This is a genomic window from Litchfieldella xinjiangensis (genome assembly GCF_000759345.1).
Classification (GTDB): domain Bacteria; phylum Pseudomonadota; class Gammaproteobacteria; order Pseudomonadales; family Halomonadaceae; genus Litchfieldella_A; species Litchfieldella_A xinjiangensis.
Genome location: NZ_JPZL01000001.1, coordinates 874412 through 891797, shown reverse-complemented (window position 1 = coordinate 891797; position 17386 = coordinate 874412). Strand labels below are relative to the sequence as shown.

Sequence of the window (17386 nt, the reverse complement as noted above, 5' to 3'; positions counted from 1 at the left end):
CGTTTCGGATCCTGCATCACTTCCACAGCGACACCTCATCCCCTGGCTGGCTGATATTTCAGCTGGCGAGGGCAGGAGCGGTTCATGAATCATGAACGAGGTCGCAAGCATGCTGCGTGTCGCAGGCATTGGCTTGATACTGACGCTATTGGCTGGCTGCGCAGGCAATCCGTCGAATGACGGCAAGACGCCGGTGCGTTTCTTTGGCGTCAGCAAGCCCCATCACACCATGTCGCTTCCCATGTCGCCCGTGGCCGGTCGGGATCAGGATTTCGAATCTTTCCTGCAACCATCGCCCGCGGTGATTCGCCAAGCGCTGCTCGCCGAACATGAGCGTTGGGTAGGCACGCCCTATCGCCTGGGCGGGGAAGGTGACTCAGGGATCGATTGCTCGGCATTGATGCAGGCCATCTTCGCCAACCGCTTTCGTATCGACCTGCCGCGCACCACCGAAAGCCAGGTGCTCCAGGGCAAACGGGTCGAGCGGGAACAACTCAAGGCAGGCGATCTGGTTTTCTTCCGCCCTCCCGGTCGCTATCGTCATGTCGGTGTCTATGTCGGCGATGGTTTTTTCCTCCATGCCTCGACCTCTCAGGGCGTGACCCTCTCCGAGCTTGACAACGTCTATTGGCAACGCCACTACTGGCAAGCCCGGCGGCCCATGAACCAGAGCCAACTGGCGCAGCGTGCTGCCTCGCGCATGGGGAGCTGAAGGCGAGCCGATCTTCGCTGATGCCGTACGAAACCGAAGGAAAGATATCTTCATGTTCCGTTTGGCTTTTCTCGTTTGGCACGCGATGATGAGACATCACGCCTCAACCGACGTCTCTCATGATCGAAGCCCATACACGCGAATGGTGGCGGGCAACTCTGGCCTTGTGCCTGGGCTCCTTCACCGTATTCATCAATCTCTACGCCCCTCAACCGCTGTTACCGTCTCTCCGGCAGACCTTCGGTGTTTCCACGCTCGCCGTGAGTCTGATCATGTCGGTGGCTACCCTCTCGCTGGCCGCGTCGCTGCTGGTGTTCGGTACCCTCTCCGATGCGGTGGGCCGACGCATTATCATGCGTGTCACCCTCGTCATTACCACGCTCCTCACTCTGGTCATCAGCGTCGCGCCCAACTTCGAGAGCCTGCTGTTACTTCGCGTGTTGCAGGGGTTCGTGCTCGGCGGGCTGCCGGCCGTAGCCATTGCCTGGATGGGTGACGAGTTCGACAAGCGGGCACTGATGATGGCAGTCGCTCTCTATATCAGCGCCAATACGCTAGGGGGCATCGGGGGCCGCATCATGGGCGGTTTCGCGGCGGAGCAGGGTAACTGGCAGACCAGCTTCCTGGTGGTGGGGCTGGTCAGTGTGGTGTGTGTTGCGGTGTTCTGGCGATTGCTGCCTGCCGCTCGACATTTCCAGCCGGCACCTTTCCGGCTCGGGCCTGCGCTCGCCGCCATTCGGGGCCATCTGCGCAATCCGCTCCTGCTCGGGGCCTACGGGCTGGGCGGGCTCGCCTTCATGATCTTCATCAATCAGTACAGCTATATCACCTTTCGCCTGAGTGATGCCCCGTACGGGCTGGGCACGCAATGGCTGGGCATGATCTTCCTGACTTACCTGGGCGGAACATTCGGCTCGGTCGTGTCGGGTCGGGTTGCCCAGCGGCTCCCGCAACCGGTGTGCATGATGATTGGTGTGGCCATCTTCATGTTGGGCACGTTGGTGACGCTTTCGCCAGCGCTTTGGTTGATCCTGCTAGGCTTGACGATCAACGCCTTCGGCTTCTTCTTCGCCCACTCGATGGCGTCGAGCTGGGTCGGCCGCCACGCCAACGCTGCCCGTGGCAGCGCCTCGGCACTCTATCTGGTTTTCTACTATTCAGGGGCGAGCCTGGGCGGCCTGTACCTCGAACCCTTCTGGCAACTGGGCGCCTGGCAGGGCGTGGCGCTGGGCAGTTGGATCGTGCTTGCCGTCACCTTCTGTCTGGCGTTCTGGCTCCAGCGCCGTGAGCGGGCGGCTCACGCAGGATCGACTGTCGTCCAAGAGTAAATAGGCGATTCAGTGGGCTGAACCCAGGCCGCCGGCTTCATCGCCCCACACGTCCTCGAGCCGCTCCTGCCGCCCGCAGGCCGACTTGTAGAAGCGGTAACGCACCGGGTTTTCCTGGTAGTAATTCTGGTGATAGTCCTCGGCAGGATAGAACGCCTCGAAGGGGACGATCTCGGTCGCGATATCGCGTCCGAAGCGCTCTTCAAGTGCATCGCGCGTCTCGGTGGCCATTTCACGCTCTTCCTCGTTGCGATAGAAGATGGCGCTGCGATAGGAGCTGCCTACATCACAGAATTGGCGATCCTCGGCAAACGGATCGACATTGCGCCAGAAGACGTGAAGCAGGGTGTCGTACGATACGACCTCGGGGTCATATTCAACGCTTACGACCTCGGCGTGCCCGGTATCGCCCTCGACTACCTGCTGGTAGCTGGGGTCCTCGACATCGCCTCCGCTGTATCCCGAGATCGTACGGAGCACACCGTCGACGGGGTCGAAGGCTTCCTCTACACACCAGAAGCAGCCGGCCGCGAAGACCGCCCGGGCGGCCTCTTCATTGGTTTCCTCCTGCGAAAGGGCAGGCGTGGCCAGCCCGAAAGGCAGGGCCAGGCCCAGGAGCAGGCCGAGGGGCAAGGCGGTGCGATGTGAGGTTGGCATGGCGACTCCAGGTAGGCTGTCATTGGCTTGGATCGCGCCAAGGCCCACCGAATTCCTCGGTAGGGAACGCGAGGTGGGTGACGCAGGACGGGAATCCGTTCAAGCTGGAAGCATCCGCTCGGGCCCGTCGGGCAGCCCCAGGCAGAGGAGGCTCTCTTGAACCGTTACCGTATTACGCTACTCCTGATCGTGCTCGCCGTCATCGTGATCGTACTGGCCAGTGGCGTCACCGATGCCCTGACCCTCGATACCGTGAAGGCCGAACAGGCCCGATTCCAGGCCTGGTTTGCCGAGTCACCCTGGCAGGTGGCGGGTGGGTATTTCATCGTCTACCTAGTGATGGCGGCCTTGTCGCTGCCGGGCGCCGCGGTCATGACAGTGCTCAGCGGGGCGCTGTTTGGCCTGGGCTGGGGCCTGCTGATCGTCTCCTTCGCCAGTAGCCTGGGCGCCACCCTGGCGTTTCTGATTGCGCGCTCGCTTGCCCGGCGCCCCGTCGAGCGGCGCTTCGGGCAATATCTCGACCGCGTCAATCGCGGCATCGCCCGTGAAGGGGCCTTCTACCTGTTCACCTTGCGGCTCATCCCGCTATTTCCCTTCTTCATCATCAATCTGGTCTTCGGCCTGACGCGTATACGCACGTGGACCTTCTACTGGGTGAGCCAGGTCGGCATGCTGCCGGGCACGGCGCTTTACGTGAATGCGGGGCGCGAATTGGGCAATCTCGATTCGTTGCAAGCAATCCTTTCACCCAGTCTGATTGTCGCATTGAGTCTGGTCGGTCTCTTCCCGTTCCTGGCCAGGCGCGCCATCGATATGCTTAAACGCCGGCGCCTGGCGAAGCGCTTTGGCAAGCCGGCCGGTTTCGATTACGACATCGTGGTCATTGGTGCAGGGTCGGCAGGGCTGGTGGCGAGCTACATTGGCGCAGCGCTCAAGGCGCGTGTCGCCCTGGTCGAACGCGATCGACTGGGCGGTGACTGCCTGCATGCCGGTTGTGTCCCTTCCAAGGCGTTTATCCGCGTGGCGCGTCTGGCCCAGGAGATTCGGCGTGCCGATCGCTTCGGAATCGAGGTGGCTGCCCCCAGGATCGATTTCGCTGCGGTCATGGCTCATGTCCGCCAAGCCGTGCGAGACATCGAGCCACATGACAGCCCGGAGCGCTACCGCGGGCTTGGCGTCGAGGTCGTGCAGGGCGAAGCCAGGTTACAGAGCCCTTGGGAGGTTCGGGTCGGCGAACGTGTCCTGACCACCCGCCACGTGATCGTGGCCACGGGGGGGCGCCCCAAGTTGCCGGCGCTGCCGGGCCTGGATGGGGTCGATGTGCTGACGTCCGACAACCTCTGGCAACTCGAGACGTTACCCGAGCGGCTGGTCGTACTGGGTGGGGGCCCCATCGGTTGCGAACTTGGCCAGAGCTTCGCCCGCCTGGGCAGCCGAGTCAGCCTGGTCCAGCGCAGTGACCAGCTATTACCTCGCGAGGATCGTGACATTGCCACTGAAGTCGCCGTTCACCTGGAGCATGAAGGGGTGAAGCTTTATTTCGGGACCTCGGCAGTTCGCATCGAAGCCGGCCCCAGCCACGGCGGCTCGGGACAGACGCTAGTCATCGAGCGTCCCGGCGAGACCGGGCCGGTGACCGAGCGCTTGATCTTCGATCGTCTGCTGGTCGCGACGGGGCGGGAGGCAGTGATCGATGGGCTGGGGCTCGAGGCGCTGGGGGTGCCCACCAACGCCAATGGCACCCTGGATGTCGATGAGACCTTACGCAGTGTTTTGCCCAATATCTGGGCCTGCGGCGATGTCGCCGGGCCGTTCCAGTTGACCCATGCCGCGGCCCATCAGGCCTGGCACGCCACCGTCAACGCACTGTTCGGTGATTTCAAGCGTTTCACAGTGAACTACCGCAACCTGCCAACGGTGACGTTTACCGACCCCGAGGTGGCGCGTGTCGGGTTGAACGAGCGTGAGGCACGCGACCGGGGTGTCGAGTTCGAGGTGACACGCTATGCGTTCAACGAGCTTGACCGCGCCATTGCCGAGGGGCGCACCGAGGGGTTCGTCAAGGTCCTTACCGTGCCGGGCAAGGACCGGATCCTCGGGGCCAGCCTCGTCGGGCACGGTGCCGGTGAGCTGCTTTCCGAGTTCACGCTGGCCATGACGCAGGGTATCGGGCTCAACAAGCTATTGGGAACGATCCATCCTTATCCCACCTATTCCGAAGCGGCCAAGGCGACGGCGGGGATGTGGAAGAACGCACACAAGCCTGAGCGTGTATTGTCATGGCTGGCTCGCTACTTTGCCTGGCGCCGACATGGGCGAGATATACCCAGGACAAAGGAGGGTCAGGCGGGCGAAGAGGTGCCTGACGACAGGGAAACGGGCGACCGAGTCAGGCTGCCGTCTTCCAAGCGGTAGCAGCGCTGGGCGAGGCGTGCAAGCAGGTCGGTATCATGGCTGATGATCAGCAGGCCTAGCCCTCGCCGCTCGGTCTCGCCCAGTAGCGCACGCCAGAGTTCGGCCTGGGTCAGGGTATCGAGCATGGCCGAAATCTCATCGGCGATCAGGTAGCGAATCCCGGGCGCCAAAGCGCGTACTACATTGACCCGCTGCAACTCGCCCCCCGAAAGCTCATGGGGAAAACGCGAATGCCAGTCGCGACCGATTCCGAACGCCTCCAGCATCGCATCGGGCGGCGTCCAGGCCTCATGCAGAATGCGTCCGATACGCCAGCGTGGGTTGACGGCGTGCTCCGGTGCTTGAGAAAGGCGTTGGACCGGATGGAGTCCCTGTTTGGGCAGGTCATTGCCATCGAGCGTGACCTGGCCCGCCTGGGGACGTAATTCACCCGCGAGCAGTCGCCCCAGCGTGGTCTTGCCGCTGCCGGAGTCGCCATAGAGGCCCACCACCTCCCCGGCCTCGATACGCAGCGACAGACGGCTCAGCAGTGGTGGCCGGGCAGCGTGGGTAAACTGCAGATCGTGAGCCTCAAGCAAGATCGATTGCCTCGTTTACCGGATTGACGGGGCGGGGCTGCAGAAACGCATTGCTGGGTAGGGCTTGCCACAGGGCGCGCGCATACGCGGTCGTCAATTGCGATCCCTCGCCGGAAAACTGATGGGCCTTGGCGCATTCGACAGTCGTGCCGGATCGCATCACCGTGACATGATCGGCGCTTTTCAGGGCATGGCGCAAATCATGCGTTATGAGCAGGACGGCCTTGCCAGCGGCGGCCAGGTCTCGCAGGTAGCCTAGCACGCGCTCCCGGTTGGCATGATCGAGTCCTACCGTCGGTTCGTCGGCAATGATCAGGTCGGCATCGCCGATACTGGCCATGGCCAACAGGACCCGACGAGCCATGCCACCCGATAACGTATGCGGATAGGCTCGCGTCACCCCGGGCTCGAGTCCGTATTGGCCCAGGACGCGGGCCACCCGCTGCTGTATCGAAGTCGTGGGGATTCCGGCCCGTTGCGCTGCCCAGCGCAGCTGGTCGCCACACCGCGCGAGGGGGTCGAGTGCGGCCACCGACTGGGGAACCAGGGCCAGGCTTCTGCCTCGCAGGCGGGCTTGTCTCGACGCATCGAGTGGCTGCCCATCGAAACGCAAGGTGCCGGTACATCGGGCGTTGGCGGGCAGCAACCCCATGACGGCCCAGGCCAGCAGGCTCTTGCCAGCGCCTGAAGCACCGACGACGGCATGGACCTCCCCCCGGGCCACGCTCAGCGAAACGTTACATAAGCCGTTGATGTATGACTGTCGAAACCAGCCGCTACGCCTCGTGAAACGTAGCGACAGGTCGCTGACCTCGAGCAGGGCTGTGTGTTCCTGCCGTGGAAGGCGTTGCGTCATGGCATCGTCTCGCGAGGGACGAACAGCCCGCGGGCCGCACTGCCCAGGCGGTCGAAGGTGAGCACCATGGCCAGCAGAGCGGCGCCTGGAAAGACCCCCAGCCACCAGTGACCCGCGCTCAGGTAGCGAAGCGACTCGGCCAGCATGACGCCCAGGGCTGGCTGTCCGGGTGAGAGGCCAAAGCCAAGAAACGTCAATGCGGCTTCGTGCAGGATGGCATGCGGAAACATCAGCAAGAACCCGACCAGGCACTGGGGTGCCAGATGCGGCAGCACATGGGTGCGTATTACGAAGCCACGCGACTTGCCGAACCGGCGCGAGACGCGGAGGTAATCGGCATTGAGCAATTGCAGAAGCTCGGCGCGCAATACTCGTGTCAGGCGCGGCCAATGGGTCAGTGCGATGGCCAGGACGACTCCCTGAGGGCCACCGCCCAGGGCGAATGCCACCAGCATCAACAGTACGAGGTGGGGAAGCCCCAAGGTCATGTCGGTCAGTAGCCCAACACCGATGTCGGCCATTCGGTTCAACGTCGAGACCACGGCAAGCCCGAGCGCGACCAAGGTGCCCAGCGCGGCAGCCAACAGGCCGATGCGAAGGCTCAGGCCCAGGCCTTCCAATGTGCGAGCAAGGAGATCCCGCCCCATGACATCGGTGCCAAACCAGTGGTGTGCATCGGGCGGTGACAGACGAGCCGCAAAATCGACGCGATCCCCGCTGGCCCCCAGCCATAAGGCGGCCAACCAAGCCAAGGCCACGACGGCCAGCAGGACGCCAAGCCGAGTCAGTAATCCCAAGCGCCGGGTATCGATACGTGTCTCGATAGGGGTAATGGCCATCAGCGTGCGGCCTCGCGCAGGCGGGGGTCGACCCAGCGATAGAGTCCATCGGCGATCAGGTTGCCGACGCTGACGAACAGCGTGGTGAACATGGCAATTGCCAGGAGCAATGGCACGTCACTGCGCAGGCCGGCCTCGACTGTGGCCTGGCCGAGGCCTGGATAGGCAAAGACCTGCTCGACAAGAATCGAGCCGCCAAACAGTTCACCCAATGAGGCGAAGGCCAGGGTCAAGGCAGGAAGACAGGCATGGCGAGCGCCGTGGCGCCAGGCGATATCGCGCCGCGTGGCGCCCTGGGCACGGGCGTAGAGAGCGAACTCGGAACGCATTACCTGCCGCATCCGCTCACGCGTATGCAGGGCGATCTGGGCGACACCCAGCAGGGAGAGCGTCAGGGCGGGCAGCGCCAGGTGATGCAGGCGTGTCAGCCAGTCGACCTCGCTTTGCACGACCCCCGGTGGGCTGGCGCAGCACACCGGCGTCCATCCCAGGCGCACCGAAAAGACCAGCAAGGCGAGGATGGCGACCCAGAAGGTGGGTGTCGAGGCCAGGGTATAGCAATACAGGCGTATGGCGCGGTCGAGCCAAGACCCCTCGCATGCCCCGCCAACCACGCCAAGCAGGAAGCCCAGCAAGGTCGATCCAAGCCATGCCAGTAACAGCAGCATGGATGAGGCATGAAAGCGACTGGCGATGACCTCGCTGACCGGGGCGTCATGAATGTGGCTCCAGCCGAGCTCCCCCTGCGCCAAGTTACCCAGCCACGTGCCCAACTGGAGCGCCAAGGGCTCATCGAAGCCCCAGCGTTGGGCGATCAAGGCGCGTTGTTCGGGGCCGACCTGGGCGATGCGGTCGCCGAGGTAGGCATCCACCGGGTCGATCGGCGATGCTGCGATCAGGCCGAAGGCAACGATGGCCACGGCAACGATGACCACTGCGAGCCGCAGCAGGTGCTGAACCCACCAGGCCATCACCCGCATTGCCACTTCCAGTCGAGAAGGCTGGCAGTGATCGGCCAGCCGTGGCCATGGGGAGCAATCGGCAAGTCGCCAAGATCGAGGCACGCCGAGACGTAATAGACATGCTCGAGATTGACCAGCCAGGCCCAGGCGGCATCGCCTTTCATTCCATAACCCGTCGTGCCATCCCACTGGGCATGCCGCCAATGGGGAAGCGATGACTCGATGCTATCGCTGTGTTGCGCGGCGTCGAGGTGAGCATCGACGCTAGGGTTGGTGTAATGGCCGGCATTGTACAACGCCTGCCCGGCGTAGCGGCTGTGATAGAGGTATTCGACCTCCTGAGGGCTATGGCTGCCCCAGCCGAACAGGATGGCATCACGATTCAGCGCATCGCGGCGAATGGCGTCCCAATGACGCCCTTTGGGTTCGACCGCTATACCCAAGGGCGCGAGCATTGCCGCACTGGTTTCGGCGAGGAGCTGGCGGGTCGAATCCGAGGCCGGGTAGGCCAGGGTGAAGCGTGCGGCACGCTCGGCCTTGTAGCGCAGCCCGTCGTCAGCCATGACCCAGCCCGCGGCATCGAGCCGCTTGGCCGCGGCCTCGGGATCGCTGCGTTCGAGCCGATCGTCGGGATTCGACCACGGCAGACCATCGGCCGGTCCATACGCTGGGCGGCCAAAGCCGTTGAGCGCTACGTCGATCAGCATCTCGCGATCCAGCGCAAGATTGATGGCATGGCGTATGGCCGGGTCTGAGGTGACATCGTTTCCGCCAGCATCGCTGGCTGCTGTCATCGGAAACAGAATGCCTCGGTTATCCACGGTCGGGAGGGCTAACAGACGCATGCCCTGAGGCGGCGAGCCCGCCAGCGCAGGCGGAATGGCGGCTATATACACCTGACCGGCATTGGCGGCGGCCAGGGTGGTATCCTCGCTGGTGAACAGAAACACCAGCCGTTCGAAGGCTGGCGTCTTGCCGTAGTAGTGAGGATTGCGCTCGACGATCAATTGCTGGCCTTCCTGCCATTCCACGAGCCGATAGGGCCCCGAGCCCAACGGCTGTCGTCCATACCCTTTGCCATAGCCATTGTCACGCGGCGCTGCCGGAACGATGCCCAGAGAGAAAAAGGTGTCCGTAAACGTGATGCGCGGCGCCTTGAGCGTGATGGCCACCCGCTGGGCATCGAGCGCTCGTGCATGATCCAGTGCGCTAAGATCGGCACGCCCGCCGGCACGCGCGGCGTGGTTGAACGTGAAGGCGACATCGTCTGCCGTCAGTGGGCTGCCATCGGCGAAGCGAACATCGTCACGCAGCGTCAGGGTCCAGGTCAGGCGGTCCTCGGAGAGCGACCAGGCGATAGCCAGGTCGGGCTGGGGAGCCAGCGCGGCATCGCGACGCCAGAGTGTCGACTGGAAGAGCGGGTGGCCATACTGCCCCCAGCCGAGCAAGGGATCGTAGCCTTGATCGGGCTCGCCACCGACCGCCAGGGTCAGGCTTTGCGTGGCATGCACGGGGGAGGCGACGACCATTAGGCCCACCGCGAATGCTGCCAGCCGGGGGGGCTGCCGAATCGACATGAAGGCTCCTTGCACGGACGGGGTTCGTGTGGCGCTGAATCAGCGAGAAGCAGGCGAATACAGTAAAGTTCGGGTGGTATGATGTCTAGGCCAAAACATCATACTCCAGGCGAGGAGGGGATATGCAGCGAGTCACGGTCACGTTGGACGACGATCTGATGGTCGATCTGGATCGTCTGATCGCCCAGCGGGGATACCAGAATCGCTCCGAGGCCATCCGCGATCTGGCAAGGGCGGGCCTCAAGGACATGGCGCTACAGGGCGATACCGAGCAGCCGTGTGTCGGCGCGCTGGTGTATATCTACGATCATGCGGCACGGGAGTTGTCCAAACGTCTGGCGAATCACTCCCACGCACATCACCACCTGAGCGTATCCACCCTGCATGTGCATCTCGACCACGACAGTTGCCTCGAAGTCTCGATCCTCAAGGGGCGCACAGGGGATGTCCAGGACTTCTCCTCGGAGGTGATCACCGAGCGCAGCGTACGCTACGGCCAGTTGGTCTTGATCCCAGGCGAGCCGACACCCGATGGGAGCGTCTGAAACGCTACCGACATATCGGCCTTCCAGAAATAGCCCCAAAACGACAACGGGAGCGATCTGGTCGCTCCCGTCATGGGCCGTTCACGGGGCGCTGCCCCACGAAGGTCAGTGCTGGACGCCGCCTTCACCATGAACGTGGCCGTGTTCCATTTCTTCCTGGCTGGCTTCACGGACGCTTGATATCTCGACATCGAAGTTCAGCGTCTGGCCGGCCAGCGGATGGTTGCCATCCACGGTGACGGTGTCACCCTCGACCTTGGTCACGGTAACCATGAGCGGGCCGCCCTGGGTCTGAGCCTGGAACTGCATGCCGGGTTCCACTTCCTCGACGCCCTGGAACGCATCACGCGGCACTTCCTGCACCAGCGCTGGCTGGGTTTCGCCATAACCTTCGGCGGGGGTCACGGTGACCTGCAGCTTCTCGCCACTCTCGTGACCTTCCAGCTCTTTCTCAAGGCCGGGAATGATGTTGCCGGAACCATGCAGATAGGTGAGCGGCTCGCGGCCTTCAGAGCTATCCAGTACCTCACCGGCATCGTTGGTCAGGGTGTAGTGAAATGCGACGACGGAGTTCTGCGCAATTTGCATCAGTGAACCTTTCGGTGTGTACATGTCCTTTAATGGTAACGTGCCATCCCGGGGCCTGTCAGGGGCAGAGGGGTTTTTTTCCAGAATGAAGACCATTTTCTGGGGTCGTCACCCTAAGGTCGAGTGGTTGCGCAGCCCTCGGGGCGGGGATACCCTAAGTCGAGAAAATTCTCGTCGGGCGAGGCCTGACTGTCCGAACTACTCAATTAGCGGAGCAAGCCAATGGTCGTGGCACTGGTCTGGGTGATTGCCTTTGCGGTGATCCTGTTTCTTACCCTGCAAAGCTGGGATGGCGCGCTGGGGCGTTTCTTTGCTAACCGGGTTCCCAAGCATATGCGCAGTACCGGCGATGAGCGCTGGGTGTGGTGCCCGGCGATTGCCGTGCTTGGTGCCACTGCGATCATCAGCCCCGTGGACATGCTGCTCACCTTGATTTTGCTGGCGATCATTATCTGGGTCGTGAAAAAGCTGGTCGGCATCTCCGTCGATCGGGTCAAGTAAAACGCTTCTCCCGTGATAGATAGCAAGAGGCCCGCGACGGAAGTCGCGGGCCTCTTGCGTTCACAGCGCTAACAGCCGGCTCAGTAAGGCGCCACGCTCATGTTGGCACCGCTGCCGATCAGGCGAACCCGCTGCCCTACCTGGAAGTCCCGGTCGGCCTTTTGCACGACAATGACGCTGTCGCCACTGTCACGACGGATTTCCATTTCCCACGCGCGGGTGCGATTGGCGGCATCTTCGACCTTGTTACCGGCCACACTGCCACCGATGGCACCGGCCGCGGTGGCGATGGTGCGCCCGGATCCGCCACCGATCTGATTGCCCAATAGCCCGCCGATCACCGCGCCACCCAGGCCGCCGATGACATTGCCCTGGGGGTTGTCAGCCTGAATCTGGACCTGACGCAGGGCAGTGATGGTGCCGTAGGTTACGCTCTGACCGGTCTTGGCCTGGCTACCCCGATAGACATCACCCGAATAGGTACTGGTATTGGCACAGCCAGCCAAGGTCAGCAGGCCAATGGCCAGTACGGGTAAAAGACGCTTCATGGTTTTTCCTCCTGCGGCATGCCGCTGGCAAACGTATTGCGGAACGGTGTTTCCTAATAGTCTAGCCTCAAGCTAGCCCCAAGAACAGTGTTGTTGCCAGTGTAGCGTGAGCAACGCGCAAAGAGTGTGCAGCGATCAAGCAACAAAAAGGGAGGCCGAAGCCTCCCTTTGATACCTAGCCTGCCGGCCGTGCCGTTTAGCCGAACTGGTTCATGGTGTTGTCCTTGCCACCCGCCTTCAGGGCCCCTTCACCGGCAAAGTACTCCTTGTGATCGTCACCGATACTGGAGCCAGCCATGTCCTGATGCTTGACACAGGCCAGGCCGCGGCGGATTTCCTGGCGCTGAACACCTTTGACGTAGGCGAGCATACCTTCCTCGCCGAAGTAGCCCTTGGCCAGTTCATCGGTGGACAGTGCCGCGGTGTGGTAGGTCGGCAACGTGATCAGGTGATGGAAGATACCGGCCTCGCGCGAGCCGTCACGCTGGAAGTTGCGCGTCCATTCATCGGCCAGCGCCGCAAGCTCGGTAGCGTCGTACTCTTCGCTCATCAGCTTGTCACGCTCGTAACCCGATACATCCTTGCCTTCCTTTTCCCAGGCATCGAACACCTGTTGACGGAAGTTGAGTGTCCAGTTGAACGAGGGGGAATTGTTGTAGACCAGCTTGGCATCCGGCGCGACCTCGCGAATGCGGTTGACCATCTTGGCGATCTGGCCCACGTGCGGCTTCTCGGTTTCGATCCACAACAGGTCAGCCCCATTCTGCAGGGCATTGATGCAGTCGAGCACGACGCGATCTTCGCCGGTACCTGCGCGGAAGCGATACAGGCCGTTGGCCAGGCGCAGCGGTTTGCGCAGTACACCATCGAGCTTGATCACCATGTCGCCTTCGTTGACGTCGTCGCTATTCTCGATCGGTACCGTATCGAGGAAGCTGTTGTACTGGTAGGCAAGGTCACCGACTTCATTGCTGACGGGCAGTTTCTGGGTCAGCCCGGCACCCAGCGAGTCGGTACGCGCAACAATGACGCCGTCGTCCACGCCGAGCTCCAGGAAGGCATGGCGTACCGCATTGATCTTGGCCACGAAATCCTCGTGCGGCACGGTGACCTTGCCGTCCTGGTGGCCACATTGCTTGACGTCCGACACCTGGTTCTCGAGCTGGATGCAGCAGGCTCCGGCTTCGATCATCTTCTTGGCCAGAAGATAGGTCGCCTCCTCATTGCCGAAACCGGCATCGATATCGGCGATGATCGGGACCACATGGGTTTCGTAGTTGTCGATTCGTTCCTGTATGGCGCGAGCGCCGACTTCATCGCCCTTGGCACGTGCATCGTCGAGATCATGATACAAATGGTTGAGCTCGCGGGCGTCGGCCTGACGCAGGAAGGTGTAGAGTTCTTCGATCAATGACGGAACCGATGTCTTCTCGTGCATCGACTGATCTGGCAAGGGGCCGAATTCGGAGCGCAGGGCAGCGATCATCCAGCCGGACAGGTAGAGGTAGCGCCCTTTGGTCGTCCCATGATGCTTCTTGATGGAAATCATCTTCTGCTGGCCAATGAATCCATGCCAGCAGCCCAGCGACTGGGTGTATTTGCTGGTATCGGCATCGTACTCGGCCATGTCGCGGCGCATGATGCCGGCCGTGTAGCGGGCAATATCGAGGCCGGTACGGAACCGGTTTTGAAGGCGCATGCGAGTGACGTATTCGGGGTTGATATTGTCCCACTTCCCTGCCTGAGCGTTGCACAGGTCGGTAATGCTGTTGAGCGTGTCTTGGTAAGCTGACATGGGATCCGTCCTTCTTCAGTGAGCGATGGTCATTTGGCAGCGAGCCGTTCGGTTCGCGGACTAGGCATTCAGCCGGGCGGTTTTCGCCACGTGATCGCATCAAGCGTCTATCAGGTACGTTCTGGGCATGCTGCACCTGCGAAGTCATATCAGCTTTGATCCGATTGCTTCAGCTGTCATTGCTGCCTTAGTCGTACAAGGAGTCGTAATGACACCGGTCGTTATCTCCACTACAAGGCCGGCATTAAACAACTGTTTTATCCTTGTCTTGGGTAGCACTATGTCCCATGAACACTGGGCTCAACAATTATTACTTAGGGGCAGGAAGGGTTGTAGTAAAACTACAAAAGGGCCCAGGAGGGCCCTTTTATGTAGGTTTATTTCGTTGGCTTCAAGAACGTCAGGAGAATCAGCCGGCTAGAAGAAGTCGCATGTTGCGATGCGGAATTCCCGCATCGAGAAATTCCTCGCCAAAAGCCTCGAAACCCAGCTGAGCATAAAATTCCAAGGCCTGTATCTGAGCGGCAAGCTCGAGCCGGCGGTGCCCGTGGCGCTGCGCCACTTCAATGGTCGCCAGCATGAGCTCACGCCCCAACCCCAATCCTCGGGCTTCCTTGAGTAACGCAACACGGCCGATATGGCCGTCGGGAAGGAGGCGGGCCGTTCCCACGGCGCGCTCGTCCAGATAGACGAGAAAATGCAGACAGGCATCGTCTCGCCCGTCCCATTCCTCTTCCTGGGGAACGGCCTGCTCGTCGATGAACACCACGCGGCGAATCTCACTGGCGAGCGGCCCATGCGCTGCCCAGGCACCGTATTCGATACGGACTCGAGGCGCATCCGTCATGCGTCGTCCTCATCCCAGTCGTCGTATTCGTCGTCGTCCATCGGCCAACTGAGGCTTCCGCGATCGAGCAGCTGAACCAGTAACCGATCGGCACCTTCATGGCCCAGCAGGTCGGCGTCGATGGGCGCGGTGGACGCCATTATCCGCGCCAGGATAGGGGAGCAGGCAAACCCATCACCGTCGACGAACAGGGTGGCCTCGCCATCGTCATGTAGCCGATAGGCGAAACGCGAGCCCAAGGTGCGCTCGATCTCGGCGCCGTTATGTAATTCGGCAACAAGCGTGTCGACCTCAGTGGGGGTTTCGCTAGGCTGAAGCTGGTCGACATACTTGGGCTGGGTCATTACGCGACCGAACCATTGGGCCAGTTGTGCCGGATCATCCAGCGTATCCAGAATCAGCGCGCGCATGCGGGCCAGTGCCTCGTCGTCAAGCTCGGCGGGATCGCTGGGCGGCGTCATGTCAGGATCGGCGTAGCGATGCGAGGCGGGGAGCCCTTCTCCCATGTAATCGGCGAAAGAGGTGATTGCCTCATCTGCCGAGGGAGCGCGGAAGCCCACTGAGACGGTCAGGCAATCGTCGGACTCGCTAACCCCGTGGTGCGCCCATCCGGGCGGAAGGTAGAGCATGTCGCCCGGCTCCAGTACCCATTCGTGCCCGGGCTCGAGTTCGAATCGCTCCAGTATTTTCAGGTCGATGCCCTGAACGATCGGGGCATCGTCCGCGACCCGGCCGCCGAGTTGCCAACGACGCCGCCCACTGGCCTGCAGCAGGAACACGTCGTACTGGTCGACGTGGGGGCCCACGCTGCCGCCGGGCGGAGCATAGCTGATCATGATGTCATCCAGTCGCCAGCGGGGCAGAAAGGTGAAATCCTCGAGCAAGGCGGCGACTTCGGGAATGTAGTGATCCACTGCCTGGACCAGCAGGGTCCAGTCCTGCTCCGGCAACTCGGCAAAGACTTTCTCGTCGAAGGGGCCATGGCGTACCTGCCAGGGGCCTTCCTTGCCATGTTCTTCGACCAGCCGGGATTCGATGCCTTCCTCGCAGGCGAGGCCGGCGAGATCGTTGGGATCGATCGGGCTCTCGAAATCGGGATAGGCGCCACGAATCAGGAGTGGCTTCTGTTGCCAGTAGTCGCGCAGGAACTCGGTGGCGCTACGGCCACCCAGTAAGGTCAAGGCATCATCGGGCATGGGGCCCCCAGTCATTACAGCGTGCGTGAAGTTTGGCCAGGCTCAGAGCCGTTTGGCCTGCTCGGCGGCGTTGCCGATATAGCGACCTGGCGTCAATGCCTTGAGTTCGCTCTTGACCGCATCGGGCAATTCAAGCGAGTCGATGAAGGCGGCGAAGCCGGCCTGGTCGATACGCTTGCCTCGCGTCAGTTCCTTGAGTTTTTCATAAGGCTTTTCGATGCCATAGCGCCGCATGACCGTCTGGATCGGCTCGGCAAGCACTTCCCAGCTTGAATCGAGATCCTCGGCAAGGCGCTGCGGGTTGGCTTCAAGCTTGGAAACACCCTTGAGCGACGCCTGGTAGGCGATCAGGCCATAAGCGAGCCCGACCCCCAGATTGCGAAGCACCGTGGAATCGGTGAGGTCACGCTGCCAACGAGAGATCGGCAGTTTCTGACTGAGATGACCGAGGATGGCATTTGCCAGTCCCAGGTTGCCTTCCGAATTCTCGAAATCGATGGGGTTGACCTTGTGCGGCATGGTCGAGGAGCCGATTTCGCCCTCGACGGTGCGCTGCTTGAAATAGCCCAGCGAAATGTAGCCCCACACGTCACGATCGAAATCGATCAGAATGGTGTGGAAGCGGCAAATGGCATCGAACAGCTCGGCGATATAGTCGTGCGGTTCGATCTGCGTGGTATAGGGATTGAACGACAGCCCCAGGGCTTCGATGAAACGCTGGGCGTTGGCTTCCCAGTCGACCTCGGGGTAGGTGGTCAGGTGGGCGTTGTAGTTGCCTACTGCACCGTTGATCTTGCCGAGGATTTCGACCGATTCGATCTGCGTGAGCTGGCGACGCAGGCGATAGGCGACGTTAGCCATTTCCTTGCCCAGCGTGGTGGGGCTTGCCGTCTGGCCATGGGTGCGCGAGAGCATCGGCAGCGCGGCATGTTCGTGAGCGAGAGCATCGATGGCGTCGATCACTTCACGCATCACCGGCAGCAAGACACCCAGGCCATCCTTGAGCATCAAACCATGCGACAGGTTGTTGATGTCTTCGCTGGTGCAGGCGAAGTGCACGAATTCGCTGACGGCGTGCAGCTCGGGCTGGTCGGCGATCCGCTCCTTGATGAAATATTCCACCGCCTTGACGTCATGGTTGGTGGTGCGCTCGATCTCCTTGATACGTGACGCGTCGGCCTCCGAGAAGTCGCGGACCAATGTGTCCAGATACGCCTTGGCCTCGGAGGAGAGCGCGGGCACCTCGGCAATCTGCGGCAACTGGGCCAGGGCTTCGAGCCAGCGCACTTCGACGGTGACGCGGGCACGAATCAGGCCAAATTCGCTGAAATGCTCGCGCAGCGCGGCGGCCTTGGCACCATAGCGGCCATCGACGGGAGACAGGGCGGTAAGAGAAGAGAGCTGCATGGTCGGAGTTCCGTAAGGTCTTTTTTGATCGAAGC

At 61.8% G+C, this 17386-nt stretch carries 17 protein-coding genes; 5 read left to right on the top strand and 12 right to left on the bottom strand.

The window, feature by feature from the left end:
* Positions 1–91: 91 nt before the first annotated feature.
* Together JH15_RS04210 and JH15_RS04205 are read left to right on the top strand one after the other, a co-directional pair.
* The gene (locus tag JH15_RS04210) at positions 92–712 is read left to right on the top strand and encodes a C40 family peptidase (protein WP_231566368.1); all 621 of its coding nucleotides are present in this window, start codon (positions 92–94) and stop codon (positions 710–712) included.
* 119 nt (positions 713–831) lie between these two features.
* The gene (locus tag JH15_RS04205) at positions 832–2040 is read left to right on the top strand and encodes an MFS transporter (RefSeq protein ID WP_043527309.1); all 1209 of its coding nucleotides are present in this window, start codon (positions 832–834) and stop codon (positions 2038–2040) included.
* Between the two features lie 9 nt (positions 2041–2049).
* Here JH15_RS04205 and msrA read toward each other — a convergent pair whose 3' ends face one another.
* A complete protein-coding gene (gene msrA, locus JH15_RS04200) occupies positions 2050–2697 on the bottom strand; it encodes a peptide-methionine (S)-S-oxide reductase MsrA (RefSeq protein WP_043527306.1) in 648 nt (215 codons plus the stop codon).
* A 156-nt stretch (positions 2698–2853) separates the two neighbouring features.
* On the opposite strand from msrA, the gene JH15_RS04195 reads away from it, so the two are divergent.
* A complete protein-coding gene (locus JH15_RS04195; RefSeq protein WP_081948868.1) occupies positions 2854–5112 on the top strand; it encodes an FAD-dependent oxidoreductase in 2259 nt (752 codons plus the stop codon).
* Here the strand turns inward: JH15_RS04195 and JH15_RS04190 are convergent.
* Genes JH15_RS04190 through JH15_RS04170 form a run of 5 tightly spaced genes read right to left on the bottom strand, consistent with a single transcriptional unit; the run spans position 5040 to position 9924 of the window.
* Entirely contained in the window at positions 5040–5690 is a 651-nt protein-coding gene (locus JH15_RS04190) for an ABC transporter ATP-binding protein (RefSeq protein ID WP_043527304.1), read from the bottom strand. The two genes, JH15_RS04195 and JH15_RS04190, sit on opposite strands and share 73 nt — an antisense overlap.
* Positions 5683–6546 carry an ATP-binding cassette domain-containing protein gene (locus JH15_RS04185; RefSeq protein ID WP_156105239.1) on the bottom strand — a complete coding sequence of 288 codons (864 nt, stop codon included), beginning with the start codon at positions 6544–6546 and terminating at the stop codon, positions 5683–5685. Before JH15_RS04185 ends, JH15_RS04190 begins: the two co-directional genes overlap by 8 nt.
* A complete protein-coding gene (locus JH15_RS04180; protein ID WP_052383885.1) occupies positions 6543–7385 on the bottom strand; it encodes an ABC transporter permease in 843 nt (280 codons plus the stop codon). Before JH15_RS04180 ends, JH15_RS04185 begins: the two co-directional genes overlap by 4 nt.
* Positions 7385–8365 carry an ABC transporter permease gene (locus tag JH15_RS04175; RefSeq protein WP_043527302.1) on the bottom strand — a complete coding sequence of 327 codons (981 nt, stop codon included), beginning with the start codon at positions 8363–8365 and terminating at the stop codon, positions 7385–7387. The genes JH15_RS04180 and JH15_RS04175 overlap by 1 nt, the downstream gene beginning before the upstream one ends.
* Positions 8356–9924: an ABC transporter substrate-binding protein gene (locus JH15_RS04170; protein ID WP_043527299.1), complete on the bottom strand. Its 1569-nt coding sequence runs from the start codon at positions 9922–9924 to the stop codon at positions 8356–8358. The genes JH15_RS04175 and JH15_RS04170 overlap by 10 nt, the downstream gene beginning before the upstream one ends.
* 122 nt (positions 9925–10046) lie before the next feature.
* Between JH15_RS04170 and nikR the strand changes: the two genes are divergently transcribed.
* A complete protein-coding gene (gene nikR, locus JH15_RS04165) occupies positions 10047–10469 on the top strand; it encodes a nickel-responsive transcriptional regulator NikR (protein ID WP_043527297.1) in 423 nt (140 codons plus the stop codon).
* A gap of 105 nt (positions 10470–10574) precedes the next feature.
* Here the strand turns inward: nikR and JH15_RS04160 are convergent, their stop codons facing one another.
* Complete coding sequence (locus tag JH15_RS04160) at positions 10575–11057, bottom strand: FKBP-type peptidyl-prolyl cis-trans isomerase (RefSeq protein WP_043527295.1); 483 nt, start codon at positions 11055–11057, stop codon at positions 10575–10577.
* Between the two features lie 222 nt (positions 11058–11279).
* Between JH15_RS04160 and JH15_RS04155 the strand changes: the two genes are divergently transcribed.
* Positions 11280–11558 carry a hypothetical protein gene (locus JH15_RS04155; protein ID WP_043527292.1) on the top strand — a complete coding sequence of 93 codons (279 nt, stop codon included), beginning with the start codon at positions 11280–11282 and terminating at the stop codon, positions 11556–11558.
* An 80-nt stretch (positions 11559–11638) separates the two neighbouring features.
* On the opposite strand, the gene JH15_RS04150 is transcribed toward JH15_RS04155, so the two are convergent.
* The 5 genes from JH15_RS04150 to purB form a co-directional block, all read right to left on the bottom strand.
* Positions 11639–12106, bottom strand: coding sequence for an outer membrane lipoprotein (locus JH15_RS04150; protein WP_043527290.1), 468 nt, complete (start codon positions 12104–12106; stop codon positions 11639–11641).
* A gap of 196 nt (positions 12107–12302) precedes the next feature.
* Positions 12303–13901, bottom strand: coding sequence for an isocitrate lyase (locus JH15_RS04145; RefSeq protein WP_043527287.1), 1599 nt, complete (start codon positions 13899–13901; stop codon positions 12303–12305).
* A gap of 409 nt (positions 13902–14310) precedes the next feature.
* Positions 14311–14748, bottom strand: a complete 438-nt coding sequence (locus JH15_RS04140) for a GNAT family N-acetyltransferase (protein ID WP_043527285.1) — start codon at positions 14746–14748, stop codon at positions 14311–14313.
* On the bottom strand, positions 14745–15944 hold the full coding sequence (locus tag JH15_RS04135; protein ID WP_043527283.1) for a cupin domain-containing protein: 1200 nt from the start codon (positions 15942–15944) through the stop codon (positions 14745–14747). The genes JH15_RS04140 and JH15_RS04135 overlap by 4 nt, the downstream gene beginning before the upstream one ends.
* A 42-nt stretch (positions 15945–15986) precedes the next feature.
* Positions 15987–17351, bottom strand: coding sequence for an adenylosuccinate lyase (gene purB / locus JH15_RS04130; protein ID WP_043527280.1), 1365 nt, complete (start codon positions 17349–17351; stop codon positions 15987–15989).
* Between the last annotated feature and the right edge of the window lie 35 nt (positions 17352–17386).

Coding starts and splice junctions, on each gene's coding strand:
- JH15_RS04210 (WP_231566368.1), top strand. CDS start 92: ATGAACGAGGTCGCAAGCATGCTGCGTGTCGCAGGCATTGGCTTGATA.
- JH15_RS04205 (WP_043527309.1), top strand. CDS start 832: ATGATCGAAGCCCATACACGCGAATGGTGGCGGGCAACTCTGGCCTTG.
- msrA (WP_043527306.1), bottom strand. CDS start 2,697: ATGCCAACCTCACATCGCACCGCCTTGCCCCTCGGCCTGCTCCTGGGC.
- JH15_RS04185 (WP_156105239.1), bottom strand. CDS start 6,546: ATGACGCAACGCCTTCCACGGCAGGAACACACAGCCCTGCTCGAGGTC.
- JH15_RS04180 (WP_052383885.1), bottom strand. CDS start 7,385: ATGGCCATTACCCCTATCGAGACACGTATCGATACCCGGCGCTTGGGA.
- JH15_RS04175 (WP_043527302.1), bottom strand. CDS start 8,365: ATGCGGGTGATGGCCTGGTGGGTTCAGCACCTGCTGCGGCTCGCAGTG.
- JH15_RS04170 (WP_043527299.1), bottom strand. CDS start 9,924: ATGTCGATTCGGCAGCCCCCCCGGCTGGCAGCATTCGCGGTGGGCCTA.
- nikR (WP_043527297.1), top strand. CDS start 10,047: ATGCAGCGAGTCACGGTCACGTTGGACGACGATCTGATGGTCGATCTG.
- JH15_RS04160 (WP_043527295.1), bottom strand. CDS start 11,057: ATGCAAATTGCGCAGAACTCCGTCGTCGCATTTCACTACACCCTGACC.
- JH15_RS04155 (WP_043527292.1), top strand. CDS start 11,280: ATGGTCGTGGCACTGGTCTGGGTGATTGCCTTTGCGGTGATCCTGTTT.
- JH15_RS04150 (WP_043527290.1), bottom strand. CDS start 12,106: ATGAAGCGTCTTTTACCCGTACTGGCCATTGGCCTGCTGACCTTGGCT.
- JH15_RS04145 (WP_043527287.1), bottom strand. CDS start 13,901: ATGTCAGCTTACCAAGACACGCTCAACAGCATTACCGACCTGTGCAAC.
- JH15_RS04140 (WP_043527285.1), bottom strand. CDS start 14,748: ATGACGGATGCGCCTCGAGTCCGTATCGAATACGGTGCCTGGGCAGCG.
- JH15_RS04135 (WP_043527283.1), bottom strand. CDS start 15,944: ATGCCCGATGATGCCTTGACCTTACTGGGTGGCCGTAGCGCCACCGAG.
- purB (WP_043527280.1), bottom strand. CDS start 17,351: ATGCAGCTCTCTTCTCTTACCGCCCTGTCTCCCGTCGATGGCCGCTAT.